This is a genomic window from Sandaracinaceae bacterium (assembly GCA_016706685.1).
Classification (GTDB): Bacteria; Myxococcota_A; Polyangia; order Polyangiales; family Houyiibacteriaceae; genus JADJJE01.
The window spans coordinates 35,973-50,898 of sequence record JADJJE010000051.1 but is presented as its reverse complement, the minus strand read 5'-3'; the positions used below and the strand labels follow the sequence as shown (position 1 = coordinate 50,898).

Genomic DNA, 14,926 nt, shown 5'->3' with positions numbered 1-14,926 from the left:
GCGGGGTGAGTCACGCCCCCGAACAGGATGCCGCGACGCAGAGCACGGCCGCGACCAGCGTCGAGGCGGTGGCGGCTCGTGAGCGCATGCTGCGCATTGCCTGGCTGTGCGCCGCCGCGTGGGCCTTCTTTGCGGTCTCTTCCTTCATCCTCGGGCGTCCGCGGGTCGCGCTGATCAACACGTTCGCCGCGCTCTCGTGTCTTGCTGCAGTGCAGGTGCTGCGCGGAGCCCACTCGCGCGAGCGCACGCGGCTCTCGGTGCACATCGGCCTCGGGTCGGCGACCATCGCGCTGATCGCCGCGGCTCAGGTTGCCGGGCAGGGCGCGAGCATGCCGCTCTGGTACCTGCCGCTCGTGCCCTTCGTGGGAGGGCTGCTGGGCGACCACCGCGTAGCGCTGGGCTGGACCGCCATCGGCGTCACGGGGATCCTGGGGACGCATGCGCTCGAGACCGTGCTGCCGCTGACCCCAGAGTTCGAGGTCGACGCGTTCGAGCGTTTGTTCTCGCAACTGACGCTCGTCCTGATGGCGCTCGGGGCCGCCATCGCCACGCGCCGCGGCACCGACGCCGCGCTCGCCAAGGTGCGTGAGCGCGAGGCCATCATCCGCGCGCAGAGCGTGGAGCTCAGCAGCGCGCGCGACGTGGCCGAGGCCGCCTCGCGCGCCAAGAGCGAGTTCCTGGCCACGATGACGCACGAGCTGCGCACCCCGCTGAACGGGCTGATCGGGCCGGTGGAGGTGCTGGCGCGCAGCGAGCTGAGCACCACGCAACGCGAGACGCTGGGCATCGTGGAGTCGAGCGCGCGCGTGCTGCGCGGGCTGGTGGACAGCATCCTCGACTTCTCCAAGATCGAGGCGGGCCGCATGGAGCTGCGCCCGTCCCGCACGCGGGTGCGCCGCGCCGTGCACGAGACGCTGCGGGTGTTCGAGGCCATGGCCAGCGCGCGCGGCGTGGCGCTGCGCGTGAGCTTCGACGACAGCGTGCCGGAGGCCCTGCTGCTGGACACCACGCGCTTCCAGCAGACGCTCATGAACCTGGTGGGCAACGCGGTGAAGTTCACGCGCGATGGCCGCGTGGACGTCCGCGTGGGCTATGCCGACGCGCACGGCGCGCTGCAGGTCACCGTGGAGGACACGGGCATCGGCATCGACCCAGCGGCGCTCCCGCACATCTTCGACGCATTCCAACAGGGCGACTCCTCGAGCACGCGCGAGTTCGGCGGCACGGGCCTCGGCCTCGCCATCTGCGCGCACCTGGTGCAGCTCGCCGGAGGGCCGCATCGACGTGACGAGCGAGGTGGGCCGCGGCACGCGCTTCGAGTTCTCCTGGCCTGCGCCGCGCGTGGATGACGGCACCCACAGCGTGAGCGGGCCCGACCTGCTGGCGGCGCCCGGGCTGCGCGTGCTGGTGGCCGAGGACGAGCCGGTGAACCAGAAGGTCATCACCATGATGCTCAGCCAGCTGGGCGTGACGCCCACGCTGGTGGACACGGGCCTCGCCGCCGTGGAGGCGGCCGCGCGGTATGACGTCATCTTCATGGACATGCGCCTGCCGGGCTTGAACGGCCTCGACGCCACGCTCGCCATTCGCGAGACCATCGGGACCGAGCGCCCGTGGATCATCGCGGCCACGGCCAACGCCACGGAGCACGACCGCGCGCGCTGCCTCGCGGCAGGCATGAACGACTTCGTGGCCAAGCCCCTGCAGCTGGCCCACCTGGCCGCCGCCCTCGCGCGCGCCGAAGCCGAACTCGGTGCCACCGAGGCCTCTCCCGAAAGACCCACCGCATGATGCGCCTCCCGCTCCCCACGCCCACGTCTGCTGGCTCGCTCGCACGCCCTCATGGCCGCGCCGCGAGCGGTGGTCTCCGCGCCCCGCAGCTCCTGCCGCTCACCTTGCTGCTCTTGGCGCTCCACCCTGCAGGCGTCCTCGCCCAGGACGGCCAGCGCGTGAACGACCCGTGGGCCGCAGGAAACGACTCGCCCACACCCACGCCGACGCCTCCGGTGCAGCCAACGCCACGCCAGGGGAGCGACGTGGAGGACCCGTGGGCCCGCACAGCAGAGCGCGACGCCGCAGGCGCCGGAGGTGAGGCCGCCGCCCCTCCCGCCGCCGACGCGGGCACCCCTGACGCGGGCAGCGAGGCCGTAGCCGAAGAGGCGCCCGCCGACGCCGACGCGCCCCCGGCCGAGCCCTCGGTGGTGACCGTGGGCATGTACATCAACCGCATCCGCGACGTGAACCTGCGCGAGGGCACCTACGTGGTGGACTTCTGGATGTGGTTCCGCTGGCAGAACGAGGAGCTCAACCCGGCGCAGACGTTCGAGCTGGTCAACGGCGAGATCCTCAGCCGCATCGACAGCGAGGTGACCGACGACCTCGACCACAAGTACACGTCGGTGCGCCTCGTGGCGCGCATGTACCACGTGTTCGACGTGGACCACTTCCCCTACGACAACCACACGCTCAACATCGACATCGAGGACGTGGAGAACGAAGCGCACCTACAGGTCTATCGCCCCGACGTCTCGTACTCGCAGCTCGACCCGAGCGTGCAGGTGGCCGGCTGGGACGTGACCCTGGGGGCGACCTCCGTCGAGACGCACGTCTACAACACCAACTACGGGTTCCTCTCCATCGGCGCCGACACCCACGCGCCGTTCTCACGCTTCCATCAACACATCGAGCTGCGCCGCGGGGATGGGACGCCGCTGCTGAAGCTCTTCTGGGTGACGTTCTTGTCGGTGATGCTCGGGCTGCTGGCGCTGCGCGTGCACGTCACGGACCTCGACGCGCGTTTCGGCCTGAGCGTGGGCTCCATCTTCGCGGCCATGGCCAACACCTACGTGCTGGGCGAGATCCTGCCGGAGACCGAGGCCATCACCATGGCGGAGCAGATGAACTTCCTCGGGGTGGGGACCATCTTCTGCGCCGTGTTCATCAGCATCGCCTCCATCCGGCTGGTCTACGCCGGCCGCGAGGACGCCTCGCGCAAGCTCGACTGGTACGCCTTCGTGGGGCTCGGACTCCTCTACATCGTGGGGAACTTCGTGGTCGCCAACCTGCATGGGTAGCGCCTGCTACGCTGTGCGGGTGTCGCGCTGGCTGCTCGCTCTCACGCTCCTGATGCTCCCGGCCTGCGAGTCGGGCGCAGGTCAGCCCGACGGCGCGCTCGGGGCCGAGCAGGGCACCGACGGAGCGACCAGCCACCCCGACCACGGCCCCCCCGTGGACGGCGGCGGTGACGGTGGCGGCCCAGATGGCGGCAGCACCGACGGCGGCGGCACGGACGGCAGCAGCACGCTCGACATGGGCAACCCCGTCGGGGTCCCCTGCTCGGTGCAGGGCGTGGCCGGCACGTGCCAGCTGGTCTCCACGTGCGCGCTCATGAGCACCGCCGGCTTCTGCCCGGGCCCGGCCGACGTGCGCTGCTGCCACCCCGCCATCGACGCGGGCGTGGGCACGGACCAGGGCACGGGCAGCGACCAGGGTACGGGCGGCACCTGCGACCCCGACGACATGCCCACCCCGAACGCTGGCCTCAGCGAGGCCCCGGGCGTGGGCGGCTGCCCCGCGGGCATGCTGCCGGTGGGCACCACGTTCTGCGTGGACGCCTACGAGGCGTTCGTGCGCATCGACCGTGGCGGTAGCGCCCTGCCCGAAGACTGGTCGCCCTTCCACCACCCGCCCACCCTCACAGGAGGGCAGACCCTGATCGCGTACTCCGTGGCAGGCGCCATCCCACAAGGACAGATCTCCGGCATCCAGGCCGCCAACGCCTGCGCGGGAGCGGGCAAGCGGCTGTGCAGCAACACCGAGTGGCTGAGCGCCTGCCGCGGGCCGGACACCAACGTCTATCCCTATGGCGACACACGCCAGCCGGGCGTGTGCAACGACGCGCGCGCCACCCACCCCGCAGTAGAGTACTTCGGCACCGGGGCCAGCTGGATCTGGTCCATGCTGGATCATCCGTGCATCGCACAGATCCCCAACTCGCTCGACGCCACCGGAGCCAACGCGGGCTGCGTCACGGACCACGGCGCCTTCGACATGATGGGCAACCTGCACGAGTGGACGTCCGACGCGGCGGGCACGTTCCGCGGCGGCTTCTTCGCGGACACCAGCATCAACGGCAACGGCTGCCTCTACGCCACCACCGCGCACAACACGGCGCACTCGGACTACTCCACCGGCTTCCGCTGCTGCGCGGACCTCTAGACCCAAGGAAGCCTCGCAGGCCGCGTGCGCTATGCTCGGGCCATGCACGGACGCATCGAACGGAAGCGACTCACCAGCCGCTGCCTCGTGGCCAACCCGCTGGGCGACCCCCACGAGCGCGACGTGTACGTCTACGTGCCCCCCGCAACGCACGCGGGTCAGCGCTTCCCGATGATCCTCCTGCTGCCGGGCTACGGCAGCAACCACCTCAGCATCCTGTCCTACAGCCCGTGGTCCAAGAACACGGTGGAGCGCTTCGACGAGCAGGTGGCCCGCGGCGAGAGCCCCCCGGCCATCTTGGTGCTGCCCGACTGCATGACCCGCTGGGGCGGGAGCCAGTTCGTGGACTCGCGCGGCACGGGTCGCTACCAGACGTACCTGGCCGACGAGGTCATCCCGTTCGTGGACCAGCACTTCCCCACGGTCCCCGCACGTGAGGCGCGCGCGGCGGCAGGGCGCAGCAGCGGCGGCTTCGGGGCGCTGCGGCTGGCGCTGGACCGGCCCGAGCTCATCTCGGCGGTGGCCAGCCACGCCGGTGACGCGGCCTTCGAGGTCAGCATGCGCCCCATGTTCACCTCGGCGGCCATCGGGCTCGAGCGCGCCGGCGGGCTCGCGGCCTTCGCGCAGCGGCTCGGCGATGGGGGCCCGCGCAACACGCCGGAGTTCGACGCCGCGTTCGTGCTGGCAGCCTCGGCGGCCTACTCGCCCGACCCGGACGGGTCCTTCCCGCACGTGGCGCTGCCCTTCGACCCGGTCACGGCGGAGCCCCGCAAGAGCGTGTTCGATCTCTGGCACACCGAGGACCCGCTCACCCGCATGCGCGCGCCAGAGGCCGCCGCCGCGCTGCGTGGCCTCTCCCTTCTCTATCTCGACGCCGGGCAGAGCGACGAGCACGGGCTCCAGTTCGCGGCGCGTGCGCTCGCCAGCGCGGCCGGCCACGCGGGCGCGGCGGTGCAGCTGGAGGAGTTCCCGGGGGGCCACCGGGGCACCTCGCATCGCTACGAGCTGAGCCTGCCCGCGCTGGCTCGCGCCCTCACGGCCGAGCGCAGGGAATAACCCCCGCCGACGTGACAAGAGCCCCGTAATTGTAGTGCGCTCACGGATCCGATTGGCCTATGATACGCGCGGCAACCCGTGGAGGGCGCCGGAGGAAATTAATGGCGACCAAGCAGAAGGCGACCGCGAACAAGGCCTCCTCAAAAAAAGCACCAAGCGGTCAGACCTCAACCTCGTCCGCGCGTAAGGCGCCTGCGGCGAAGCCGGCTGTGAAGCCTGTGGCCAGCAAGGCCAAGCCCGCGGCCAGCAAGGCCAAGCCTGCGCCGAAGCCAAAGCCCGTGCCCGCGACCAAGCAGAAGCCCGCGCCCGCGGGCAAAGGCAAGGCCAAGCCCACGCCCGTGAAGGCCACCAAGCCCACGCCAGCCCCGGCCGCGAAGTCGGTGCCGGCCGCGAAGCCCACCCCTGTCGCCCCCGCCAAGCCCGCGCCCGCCAAGTCCGCGCCCGCCAAGCCCGCGCCCGCCAAGCCCGCGCCCGCCAAGCCCGCCGCCGTGAAGGCCAAGCCCGTGGTCGACGCGCCGCCCGTCGCGCCAGCCCTCGACGACCTGGACGACGACCTCGACCTCGATGATCTGGTCGCGGACGAGCCGGACGACCTCGGTCGCGACAAGCCGGATGGCCCCCTCAAGGCGTACGAGCCCCCGAAGGCGCCGCTGCGCCCGTTGTCCCCCCAGGCCGCCGCGCTCATCGCCGCAGACGCACCGCTCCCGTTGGTTCAGGAGCAGGGGGCGCTCATGCTGGGCAACAGCATCACGTCCGCCGTCCAAGCCGCCCGCCTGCTGCACGAGCTGGTGGACCACAAGCCCGAGCTGGTGGTGTCCCTCGCCGAGAAGTTCGCGCGCGGGCTCACCTCCAAGCACAAGCGCGTGGTGCAGACCTCGGCCGATGCGTTGCCGGCCATCGCGCGCATCGCGCCCGCCAAGGTGGCGCGCCACCTCGAGCTGCTCAAGTCGTCTTACGAGCCCGCCATCCTGGACGGCCGCGACGGCCTCGTGCGCACCTTCGCCGCGCTGTGCACCGCATCGGTGGCCTATCAAAAGCGCCTCGAGCCCTCGCTCACCACCGCGCTCGAGAAGGCCGACGGCAAGACCCTGCTGCGCTGGAGCCGCATCGTGCTGCCCGCCCTCAAGGGTGAGCCGCACGCGCGCGCACGCGGCGTGGTCGAGGCCCGCCTCTACCGCATCCCGCGCGCCATCGCGCAGCAGATCGCGGACTTCCTCAAGATCAAGCTGCGCGTCCGTTACTGACCACCGCCACCCGGTGGCCAGGTCCCCCCGCTAGCGGTGGGTGTCCACCAGCGCGGGGTTCGGGATGGCCTCGCGCGTCTCGGCGTTCGGGTCGCTGTCCAGCCCTCCACCAAAGCGCGCGGGCGGCATGCCGTTCGGCCGGTAGCCATCGATGAGCCCAGTGGCCGTCAGCGCATCGGCCAGCGCGCGCCCGTCGGGCAGGCGGTCTGCCGGCTGCCGCGCCAGCGCGTGGTGCACCACCGCAGCCAGCGCCTCGGGCACCTCGGGCGCCAAGTCCCGCACGCCGCGTGGCTCGATGGCCAGGCGCGCCAGCAGCAGCGCACGCCCGTCCTCCGCCGCGAACGGGAGCGCCCCGGTCAGCATCTGGAACAGCACCACGCCCAGCCCGTACACGTCCACGGCCGGCCCAGCCGTCTCGCCCAGCAGCAGCTCGGGCGCCAGGTACTGGGGCGTGCCTACGATGCCGTCCTGGGTGAGCCCACCCGCGGCGCTGCTCAAGCGCGCGATGCCGAAGTCCAGCACCTTGGCGTGGTCGGGCTCGTCGCCCGCGCGCGTGATGAAGATGTTCTCGGGCTTGATGTCGCGGTGCACGATGCCGCGCGCGTGGGCCTCGGCCAGCGCCCTGGCCACCTGCGTGCCAATCCACACGGCGCGCGCTGGGCGGAGGTCCCCCTCGCGCTGCAGCAGCGCCGAGAGCGGCTCGCCCTCCAGCAGCTCCATGGCGTAGTACGAGACGCCGTCCTCGGTGGCGCCGAAGTCGAACACGCGCACCGTGTTGGGGTGCGTCAGCTGTGTGGTCGCGCGCACCTCCAGCTCGAAGCGCGCCACGGCCACGGCGTCTTGCCGGTCCGTGCGCAGCAGCTTGAGCGCCACCTCGCGCTTCAGCGTCTCGTCCCACGCGGCCCACACCTCGCCCATGCCACCTCGCCCGATGCGCCGGCGGACCTTGTAGCGGCCAATCGAGCGTGCCTCGACGATCTCCTGACGCAGCGCCCAGAGCACGTGCGCCGCGGCGATGAGCACGGCCACCGTGGTGCCATGAATGGAGACCAGCGTCCCGAGCCGGGCCAGCGCCAGTGGCTCCAGCATGGCGGGCGGACCCCCGATGAGCGCCCAGCCCAGGTAGAGCGCAGGGAAGATGAGCGTCGCGAACACCCCGGTGCCGATGGCCCGCCGATAGTGCTGCGGCACGAAGGCATAGCCGGTCGCCACCAGCAAGAGCCCGCTGGCATACGGGCTCTCGATCATGCCCGTCACCATCATCAGGCAGGCGTTGCCCCCCGTGAGCGTCACGGGCGCGCTGAGGATCCAGAAGTCCACCTCGCGCAGCGTCGTCGCGGCGCGTCGCAGCCGCAGCGCCCCCACGGCCAGCACGAACGCCACGGAAAAGCGCATGGCCAGCGTGGTCGGCAGGTGCCAGTGCGGGTCGAGGGAACCGAAGAGCACATCGAGGCCGCTGTACAGCGGCACCCCCGTCGCCGCGATGGCATAGGCGATGGCCGTCTGGCGGCGCACACGCTGGAACTCGTTCTGCGCCGCCACGTTGAGCAACGCATCGAGCACACCCGAACCCGCGGAGGCTCCATCACTTCCGGACGACACGGTCTGCTCCACCTCACTCGATGGAGCAGGCTCGGACGGTCGCGGCTTCGGAGGCACGCTCCGCAGCGTGGGGTTGGGCTCAGACACCGCGGAACGATACACGACGGGCGCCCGCGGGAGCCCGCCCGTGGATCAGCGCTGCTGCGCCTTGGCCATCATGCCCATGCCCACCTGCAGCGCCACCGAGTAGTCGCCGGCCATGCGCAGCTTGCCGCCCATGAAGAGCTGCTGGGCGTTGATCTCGCCCTCGCGCAGGTCCTCGAGGTCGCTGTACTTGAGCGTGGCGGTGAAGCCGGGCTTGGCCGGGGGCTCGTTCACGTTGAGGCCGATGCGCACCGTGACGTTGCCGAGGTCGGGCACGTCCTCGAGGATGAGGTGGCAGGTGAGCGTCTTGCCCGCGAGCATGACGTCGAGGTCCGGGTTGGGGATCTGGGCCACGCCCATGGCCACGCGCGGGTCGTCGATGGCGCCCTCTGCGGCCACTTCGCCCAGGACCATCTCGGCCGCTTCGGCCGGGAAGCCCACCGCGAACTTCACGGGCACGCCCTCGGGCGCGCTGTCACCCACCGTGATCTCGCCCGCCTTCGACGACAGGTAGACCTCGCCGGCGCCGTCCACCACGAAGTACGCGGCGCCCGTCACCGAGCGGATGCCCTCGAGGGTCTTGGTCGCGCGCGCGTCGCCACCGGCGGCCTTCGCGGCGAGGGCGTCGATGCCCTTCTTGAAGAGGGTGGGGGCGGTGGTCCGTAGAAACTGAAGCGGCTCGGTGCTCATAGGGGCGGAAGCGTAAACCAAAAGCCCTCGCCTCGGTCACCGAAAATGCACTGGAGACATGAGGCTGGAGCGGTTCGGGGCGCCGGCCTGGTAGAGTGGCCGCATGTCACCCCGCGTTCACTTCGCCATGACCCTGTTGCTCTCGTCACTCGGCGTCTGCGCGTCCCTCTCGTGCGGCGGGGCCGCCGACACGGGCTGCAACGGGCACCTCGAGCTGTGCGAGCGCCCCTATGACCAGGTCGCTTACGCCACCACGCACAACGCCCACGCCTCCACGGCAGACGGCTTCTCGCCGCCCAACCACACGGAGGGACTCACGCAGCAGCTCGAGGACGGCATCCGTGGCTTCATGCTGGACACCTACTACGACGACCGCTTCGGCGGGGCCCCCACGCTCTGCCACGGCGCCTGCGTGTTCGGCCGGCGCCCGCTGGTGGACGGCCTGCGCGAGCTGAACGACTTCCTGGACGCCCACCCCGGCGAGGTCATCACCATCATCTTCGAGTCCTACATCAACGCCGAGGACACCCTCGGCAGCTTCGAGGAGAGCGGCCTGCTGGCCCGCACCTACGCGCACACGCGGGGGGAGCCCTGGCCCACCCTGGGCGAGCTGGTGGACGCCGACACGCGCGTGGTGGTCTTCACGGACAACAACGGCGACACCTACGACTGGTACATGGACGTCTGGGAGCACGCCTGGGAGACGCACTACTCGGCCGAGACCGCCGAGGACTTCAGCTGCAACCCCAACCGCGGCGACACGGGGAACTCCCTCTTCATCTTCAACCACTTCCTCACGGCACCGTTCGCCAGCGCGACCCTCGCCGAGACGATCAACCACAACCCGGCGTTCCTCGAGCGCGTGGAGGAGTGCCAGACCGAGAGCGGCGACTTCGCCAACTTCATCACGGTGGACTTCTACGAGATCGGCGACGTCCTGGCCGTGACCGATACCCTCAACGGCTTCTGAACGCGCGCCAAACTCGATCCGGCGAGCGAAAGTTTGGTAGCGTCCGGTTCCATGACACCCGAGGCCGACACGACCGCCGCTGCGGCGGCTCCCCCGGAGGCCGACTCCGTTCTCCAGGCGCTGGCGAAGATCCACCTCTTCCACGGCATCGCCGAGCGCGGGCTCGCGCGCATCGCCGCCATCGCGCAGGAAGAGTCCTACAAGATGGGACAGGTCATCTTCAAGGAGGGCGAGACCGGTGGGTCGCTGTACTTGATCCTCGAGGGCAAGGTGCGCATCTCCCGTGAGGTCAGCGGCATGGGCGAAGAGGCCCTGGCGGTGCTCAGAGAAGGCGACGCGTTCGGCGAGATGGCCTTGATCGATGCCGTGCCGCGCAGCGCCGACGCGCGCGTGCACGAGGCCTGCCGGCTGCTGGTGATCTCGAAGGACGCCCTCGAGGACCTGCTGTTCCTGCACAAGGAGCTGGCCTACGAGATCCTCTGGAACTTCGTGAAGACGCTGTCGGCGCGCCTGCGCGAGACCAACGACAAGATGACGTTCCTCTCGGTGACCGGGAAGTTCTAGCGCCATGGACCCCATGGACGCCGGCCCCGCGGCCGAGCCGAGCGCTGCGCCGCCCGTCGTGTGGAACGCCTGCGGAGTGCACCAGGAGGTGCCCGCCACGTTCACCTGCAGCCGCTGCGGCACGTTCGGCTGTGAGCGCTGCCTGGACTCGCTGCTGCCCATGCCCATGTGCGTGGCCTGCGCGGCACGCGGCGTTAACGCAGTGCCTTGGGAGCGACGCGAGACCATCGGCCTGTGGCGGGGCTTCTGGGACACCTCCCGCGAGGTGTGCTTCTCGCCGAAAGCGTTCTTCGCTCGGCCGTCGGTCGAGACGCTCACCGGCGGGCCGTTCTACGGCGTGGTGGCCTACACGGTGGGCAACATGCTCTTCATGCTGCAGTTCGCGCTGCTCTACGCGGTGGCGGGCGCAGCCGTGGGTGTGGGCACGGGTGATCAGGCGCTCGGAGCGAGCCTGGGCATCGGCCTCGGCGTGTTTGGCTGCCTGATGGTGCCGCTCACGGCGGTCCAGGCGCCGGTGCTGGCCATGTTCGGCCTGGCCTTCGCCATGGCCGGCGCGCACCTCTCGCTCATGCTCATGAAGCAGGCGCGTGGCAGCTGGGAGGACACCCTGCGTGGCGTCGGCTACGCGAACGCGGGCCACCTGTGGCTCGCCGTGCCCTGCGTGGGCTTCTTGATCGCGCCCTTTGCGGTGATCTGGCTCGAGGCGCGCGCCACCAGCGCGGCCCATCAGACCACCACGCTGGCGGGCTTCGCGGCGGTCACCGTCTGGCGTCTGCTGTTGGTCTCGGGCTCCATCGCGCTCTACGTCATGGTCATCGCCCTGTTCGTGGGCGCCGCCGCCGGGGCTGCCGCGGGCGCGGCCCAGTAACGCTCGGCCCGGAGCCTCGACCAGAGACCAAAGAAAAAGACCGCCCCGGTCAGGGGCGGCCTTCAGAGTTGTGGAAGTGGCGAGGTGCCGCGTGGTCCGTCGAGAACGACGCTTACCGTGCCGCCACTTCGGGACGCCACCTTAGCGAAGTTCGTGCCAAGCCCGTGACGTGCGTGATCGTCGACGATCTCGTGCGACGGACCTGCCGCCGGCGCGCCGGGGCTCCCGACTCTGCAACGCGTTCTTTCAGATCCGAACAGCGGCGCGGTGAAAGATCTGCACATCCCATTGACATGCGGAGCCGCACTCGCATGATGAGGGAGCTTTGCCAGAACGCATCTCTCCCAGTCAGCCCGAGCGACCCGCCGCCAAGAAACCGCAGCAGAGCTTGGGATCCAGGGCGAAGGAGGCGTTCGAGCAGGGGGTAGAGGCCATCGTCGAGGCGCTCGGTAGCCTGCTCGAGCCCGAGCCCACGCCTGTCCCCATCTCGCGTGGTGGTGGTCGCCGGCGCCCGCCGCGCACCGACCACCGCTTCCGCTGACCCATCCGGGTGGTCAGTAGCCTGCTGGGACGCCGCCCTTGCGAGCGTCGGCGGCAGCGTGCAGGAGCCGACCACGCTGCGTGTGTTCGATGTGGATGGCCTGCACGATGGCGATGTTCCGAATGGGCGCGTGCCGGTGACCACGAGCCAGCAGGGCGGCGAGCGCGTTGGCCGGCAGGGGCGCGATGGTCTCGCTGTTGAACACGTTGGGGTCCGCCTGGTGGTGCACGCGTGGTGCCGAGACCGCAGCGCCCACGTCCATGTGCAGCCGCAGGATGTTCAGCGCCACCTGCTCCACGGCCGTGACGATGCGGCTCCCGCCCGACCCGCCGATGCAGAGCACGGGGCGTCCCTGCGCGTCGAGCACGATGGTGGGTGACATGGTGGACACCGGGCGGCGGCCGGGGCCAGGCAGGTTTCGCTCGCCGCCGATCAAGCCGTAGGCGTTGCGCTCACCCACCGCCCGCGCGAAGTCGTCCATTTGGTCGTTGAGCGCGAACCCCGCCGCGCTGTAGCGCGCGCCGAACGGCAGGTTGACCGTGGTGGTCACCGCGGCGACGCTGCCCTCGGCGTCCACCACGCAGAAGTGGCTTGTTCCGGCGTTCTCGGGCTGTTGGACGTCACCTTCGAGCGGCTCCAGCGGCAGGTCGTAGGTGTCGGGCGAGAGCGCCAAGAGCGGGTGGAAGCGCAACGCACGGGCGCCCGCGCGGGCAGGGTCCAACAGGCCCGAGAGCGGGACGGGCACGTGGTCCGGGTCGCCGAAGTAGCGCTGGCGGTCGATGAACGGGCCCTTCCAGCTCTCGAGCAGCGCGTGCCGGAGGCCATCCGGCCCGGTCGCGAAGGCTGGCCGCAGCGCCCCCAGCATGCGCAGGCTCTGCAGCATGGTCACGCCACCCGCGCTGGGCGGGGGCGCCGTGACCCAGGTGTGCCCGAGGGCATCGGCCGACACCGGCTGGCGCAGCACCACCTGATACGCGCGCAGGTCATCCAAGGTCATGATGCCGCCGCTCGCCCGGTTGGCGCGCACGATGGCGCGCCCGATGGGGCCCCCGTACACGCTGGCCGGCCCGCGCTGGGCAAATGTCCGCAGGGTGGCGGCGAGCTCTGGCTGGGTCAGGCGGTCTCCGAGCTGCACCTCCCCAGCGGGCCCGAACCAACGGCGCAGGCCCGGGTCGCGCAGCATCTGCTCGCGAAAGCTGGCCAGCGTCTCCACCAGCCGCGCGTCCACCAGAAAGCCTTCGCTCGCGAGCGCAATGGCAGGCGCGGCCACGTCGGCCAGGCTCAGGCGCCCGAAGCGCCCCACCAGCGTGGCGATGCCCGCGGGCTCTCCCGGCACACCGCTGGCGAGGCCACCCAGCTGCGATGCACCGGCGATAGGGCCCGTGCCGGCCGCGGGGGCGTCCACGAACATCGCCGCCGTGGAGGCCAAGGGGGCGCGCTCACGAAAGTCGATGAACGTGAGGCGCGCGAGTGGCCCCTCGGGCGCGGCGCCACGCAGGTCCACCACGGTGTTGGGTTCGCTGGGCGCGCGCGGCGTGGGCGAGTTGTCGTAGTAGAGCGCAAAGCCCCCCCCTCCGAAGCCGCTGCTCGAGGGGTTGACCACACCGAGCGCCAGCATGGCGGCCGCAGCGGCGTCGGCCGCGTTTCCGCCTGCCTGCAGCACCTGAAGGGCCGCGAGTGAGGCCAGCTCCCGGTCCGCCGCCACGGCGGCGTGCGCGTAGTGGCCCACCTCGGCAGCGCTGATGGCGGCGGCCGGTGGGCTGGGCGCAGGCTGCCCCTGCGGGGGCTGCCCCTCAGCGGCGCGTGGTGGCGAGAGTGAGGCACACGCCAGCGCCACGCAGAGCAGCGCCGGGAACGTGAACCGAGAGCCAGCACGTCGCGCGGACATGCCTGACCCTAGCTCTACTTCACCCGGGTCGGTAGGGATCGCTGCGCACCGGAGGCCCGAGGTGTGCCTCAGGCGAGGCGGGCTTCGGCGGCGCGCACCACCGTGGCGCGGCCCTTGTTGGCGCGCTCGTACTCGAGGATGGACTCGACCTTGGCCAGGGTGGCGCCCTGGATCATGGTGGCGGCCTCACGCGCGGTCAGCCCGTCGTAGCCACGCACCGGGGCGCTGATGGCCTTGGCGGCCTTGGCGCCCTTCTGGACCTTGGCCTTCTTGGCGGCGGGGAGGGCCACCACGTTGGCCAGCTCGAGCACCTCGATGCGCGCCTCGACGCGCTCACCGAGGTCCTCGATGGCCTTGTGGACGACACGCAGGACCTGGCCCTCCACCTGACGGGGCGCGGCGCGCAGCTGCGTGGCGAGCTGGGCGGCGTCCGGGAGCTGCACGTCCGGCTTGCTGAGCGTGAGCGTGGGCATCGGGAGGTTGAGGAACTCCTTCCAGGAGTCGGCCTCCACCTTGAGGACGGCGGCGGCCTCGGCCCCGGCGGTCTTGGCCTCGGTGGCGAGCTCGGTGCCCGCTTCGGTCAGGGTGGCGAGGATCTGCTCGTAGGCAAGCTTGGTCGCCTCGACGGTGGCGTCCACGAACGCGCCGGTGGCCTCGTAGGTGGTGGTCGCGAAGGCGGTGCCGCTGTCGCGAAGTCGCGTGCCGCTGGTCTTGATCTGGGTCGTGATGGTCTGCACGGGTTGCTCCTGGTGCGCGGTTGCGGATATGACGCAGTGCGTTATCAACCCAACTAGTCCCACTTAGCATGTGCGTCAAGACTGCAAATCCGAATTTTCATGCCTGAAACGACACAAGTGGGTGTCATTGGAGGCGTTCCGGAGCTGACGCGGCCGCAGACCTTGACGCGATGCGTTATGAGGACTAGCCAGTACAGTAGAGGTATGACCCATGACTGGTACAGAGATTGATACGTGGTTGAGCGGCCTGACCTGGGCGCTCACGCTGCTCTCGTTGCTGGGGCTGGTGTCGGTGGGAGCGCGTCTCTTGCTGCGCCGCCTCTTCACGGCGGGCCATGCGGCTCCCCACCGCAAGCGCCAGCGCACACGCTCGTACTCCACCGTGCCGGCCTCGGAGCAGACGGGCGAGAACCTGCGGCCCTTCGGCGCAAAGGTGTGAGAGAGCGCTGCCCGAATCGTCCTGG

At 70.7% G+C, this 14,926-nt stretch carries 15 protein-coding genes; 11 read left to right on the top strand and 4 right to left on the bottom strand.

Annotation, left to right across the window (positions count from 1 at the left end):
* The first annotated feature begins 5 nt into the window (after positions 1-5).
* From IPI43_30885 to IPI43_30860, 6 genes are all read left to right on the top strand, one after another.
* Complete coding sequence (locus IPI43_30885; protein ID MBK7778468.1) at positions 6-1,349, top strand: hypothetical protein; 1,344 nt, start codon at positions 6-8, stop codon at positions 1,347-1,349.
* Positions 1,342-1,791 (top strand): response regulator, encoded by a 450-nt coding sequence (locus IPI43_30880; GenBank protein ID MBK7778467.1) that lies wholly within the window; start codon positions 1,342-1,344, stop codon positions 1,789-1,791. The genes IPI43_30885 and IPI43_30880 overlap by 8 nt, the downstream gene beginning before the upstream one ends.
* A complete protein-coding gene (locus IPI43_30875) occupies positions 1,788-3,074 on the top strand; it encodes a hypothetical protein (protein ID MBK7778466.1) in 1,287 nt (428 codons plus the stop codon). The genes IPI43_30880 and IPI43_30875 overlap by 4 nt, the downstream gene beginning before the upstream one ends.
* A 19-nt stretch (positions 3,075-3,093) precedes the next feature.
* Complete coding sequence (locus tag IPI43_30870) at positions 3,094-4,218, top strand: SUMF1/EgtB/PvdO family nonheme iron enzyme (GenBank protein MBK7778465.1); 1,125 nt, start codon at positions 3,094-3,096, stop codon at positions 4,216-4,218.
* A 42-nt stretch (positions 4,219-4,260) separates the two neighbouring features.
* Entirely contained in the window at positions 4,261-5,274 is a 1,014-nt protein-coding gene (locus IPI43_30865) for an esterase (protein MBK7778464.1), read from the top strand.
* Between the two features lie 209 nt (positions 5,275-5,483).
* Entirely contained in the window at positions 5,484-6,518 is a 1,035-nt protein-coding gene (locus IPI43_30860) for a hypothetical protein (GenBank protein ID MBK7778463.1), read from the top strand.
* Positions 6,519-6,548: 30 nt separating this feature from the next.
* On the opposite strand, the gene IPI43_30855 is transcribed toward IPI43_30860, so the two are convergent.
* Positions 6,549-8,207: a serine/threonine protein kinase gene (locus IPI43_30855; GenBank protein ID MBK7778462.1), complete on the bottom strand. Its 1,659-nt coding sequence runs from the start codon at positions 8,205-8,207 to the stop codon at positions 6,549-6,551.
* A 45-nt stretch (positions 8,208-8,252) separates the two neighbouring features.
* Entirely contained in the window at positions 8,253-8,894 is a 642-nt protein-coding gene (locus IPI43_30850) for an SCP2 sterol-binding domain-containing protein (GenBank protein ID MBK7778461.1), read from the bottom strand.
* Between the two features lie 103 nt (positions 8,895-8,997).
* Between IPI43_30850 and IPI43_30845 the strand changes: the two genes are divergently transcribed.
* From IPI43_30845 to IPI43_30830, 4 genes are all read left to right on the top strand, one after another.
* Entirely contained in the window at positions 8,998-9,864 is an 867-nt protein-coding gene (locus IPI43_30845) for a hypothetical protein (GenBank protein MBK7778460.1), read from the top strand.
* A gap of 51 nt (positions 9,865-9,915) precedes the next feature.
* A complete protein-coding gene (locus tag IPI43_30840) occupies positions 9,916-10,428 on the top strand; it encodes a cyclic nucleotide-binding domain-containing protein (protein MBK7778459.1) in 513 nt (170 codons plus the stop codon).
* 4 nt (positions 10,429-10,432) lie between these two features.
* Complete coding sequence (locus IPI43_30835) at positions 10,433-11,296, top strand: hypothetical protein (protein ID MBK7778458.1); 864 nt, start codon at positions 10,433-10,435, stop codon at positions 11,294-11,296.
* A 388-nt stretch (positions 11,297-11,684) separates the two neighbouring features.
* Positions 11,685-11,837 carry a hypothetical protein gene (locus IPI43_30830; GenBank protein ID MBK7778457.1) on the top strand — a complete coding sequence of 51 codons (153 nt, stop codon included), beginning with the start codon at positions 11,685-11,687 and terminating at the stop codon, positions 11,835-11,837.
* 13 nt (positions 11,838-11,850) lie between these two features.
* Here the strand turns inward: IPI43_30830 and IPI43_30825 are convergent, their stop codons facing one another.
* Together IPI43_30825 and IPI43_30820 are read right to left on the bottom strand one after the other, a co-directional pair.
* Complete coding sequence (locus IPI43_30825; GenBank protein ID MBK7778456.1) at positions 11,851-13,725, bottom strand: gamma-glutamyltransferase; 1,875 nt, start codon at positions 13,723-13,725, stop codon at positions 11,851-11,853.
* A gap of 68 nt (positions 13,726-13,793) precedes the next feature.
* Entirely contained in the window at positions 13,794-14,462 is a 669-nt protein-coding gene (locus IPI43_30820; protein ID MBK7778455.1) for a hypothetical protein, read from the bottom strand.
* 211 nt (positions 14,463-14,673) lie between these two features.
* Between IPI43_30820 and IPI43_30815 the strand changes: the two genes are divergently transcribed.
* Entirely contained in the window at positions 14,674-14,901 is a 228-nt protein-coding gene (locus IPI43_30815; GenBank protein ID MBK7778454.1) for a hypothetical protein, read from the top strand.
* The last annotated feature ends 25 nt before the right edge of the window (positions 14,902-14,926 follow it).

Bases quoted from the DNA above. Each gene is read 5' to 3' on its own strand.
- IPI43_30875 (MBK7778466.1), top strand. From the start codon at position 1,788: ATGATGCGCCTCCCGCTCCCCACGCCCACGTCTGCTGGCTCGCTCGCA.
- IPI43_30865 (MBK7778464.1), top strand. From the start codon at position 4,261: ATGCACGGACGCATCGAACGGAAGCGACTCACCAGCCGCTGCCTCGTG.
- IPI43_30850 (MBK7778461.1), bottom strand. From the start codon at position 8,894: ATGAGCACCGAGCCGCTTCAGTTTCTACGGACCACCGCCCCCACCCTC.
- IPI43_30845 (MBK7778460.1), top strand. From the start codon at position 8,998: ATGTCACCCCGCGTTCACTTCGCCATGACCCTGTTGCTCTCGTCACTC.
- IPI43_30840 (MBK7778459.1), top strand. From the start codon at position 9,916: ATGACACCCGAGGCCGACACGACCGCCGCTGCGGCGGCTCCCCCGGAG.
- IPI43_30835 (MBK7778458.1), top strand. From the start codon at position 10,433: ATGGACCCCATGGACGCCGGCCCCGCGGCCGAGCCGAGCGCTGCGCCG.
- IPI43_30825 (MBK7778456.1), bottom strand. From the start codon at position 13,725: ATGTCCGCGCGACGTGCTGGCTCTCGGTTCACGTTCCCGGCGCTGCTC.
- IPI43_30815 (MBK7778454.1), top strand. From the start codon at position 14,674: ATGACTGGTACAGAGATTGATACGTGGTTGAGCGGCCTGACCTGGGCG.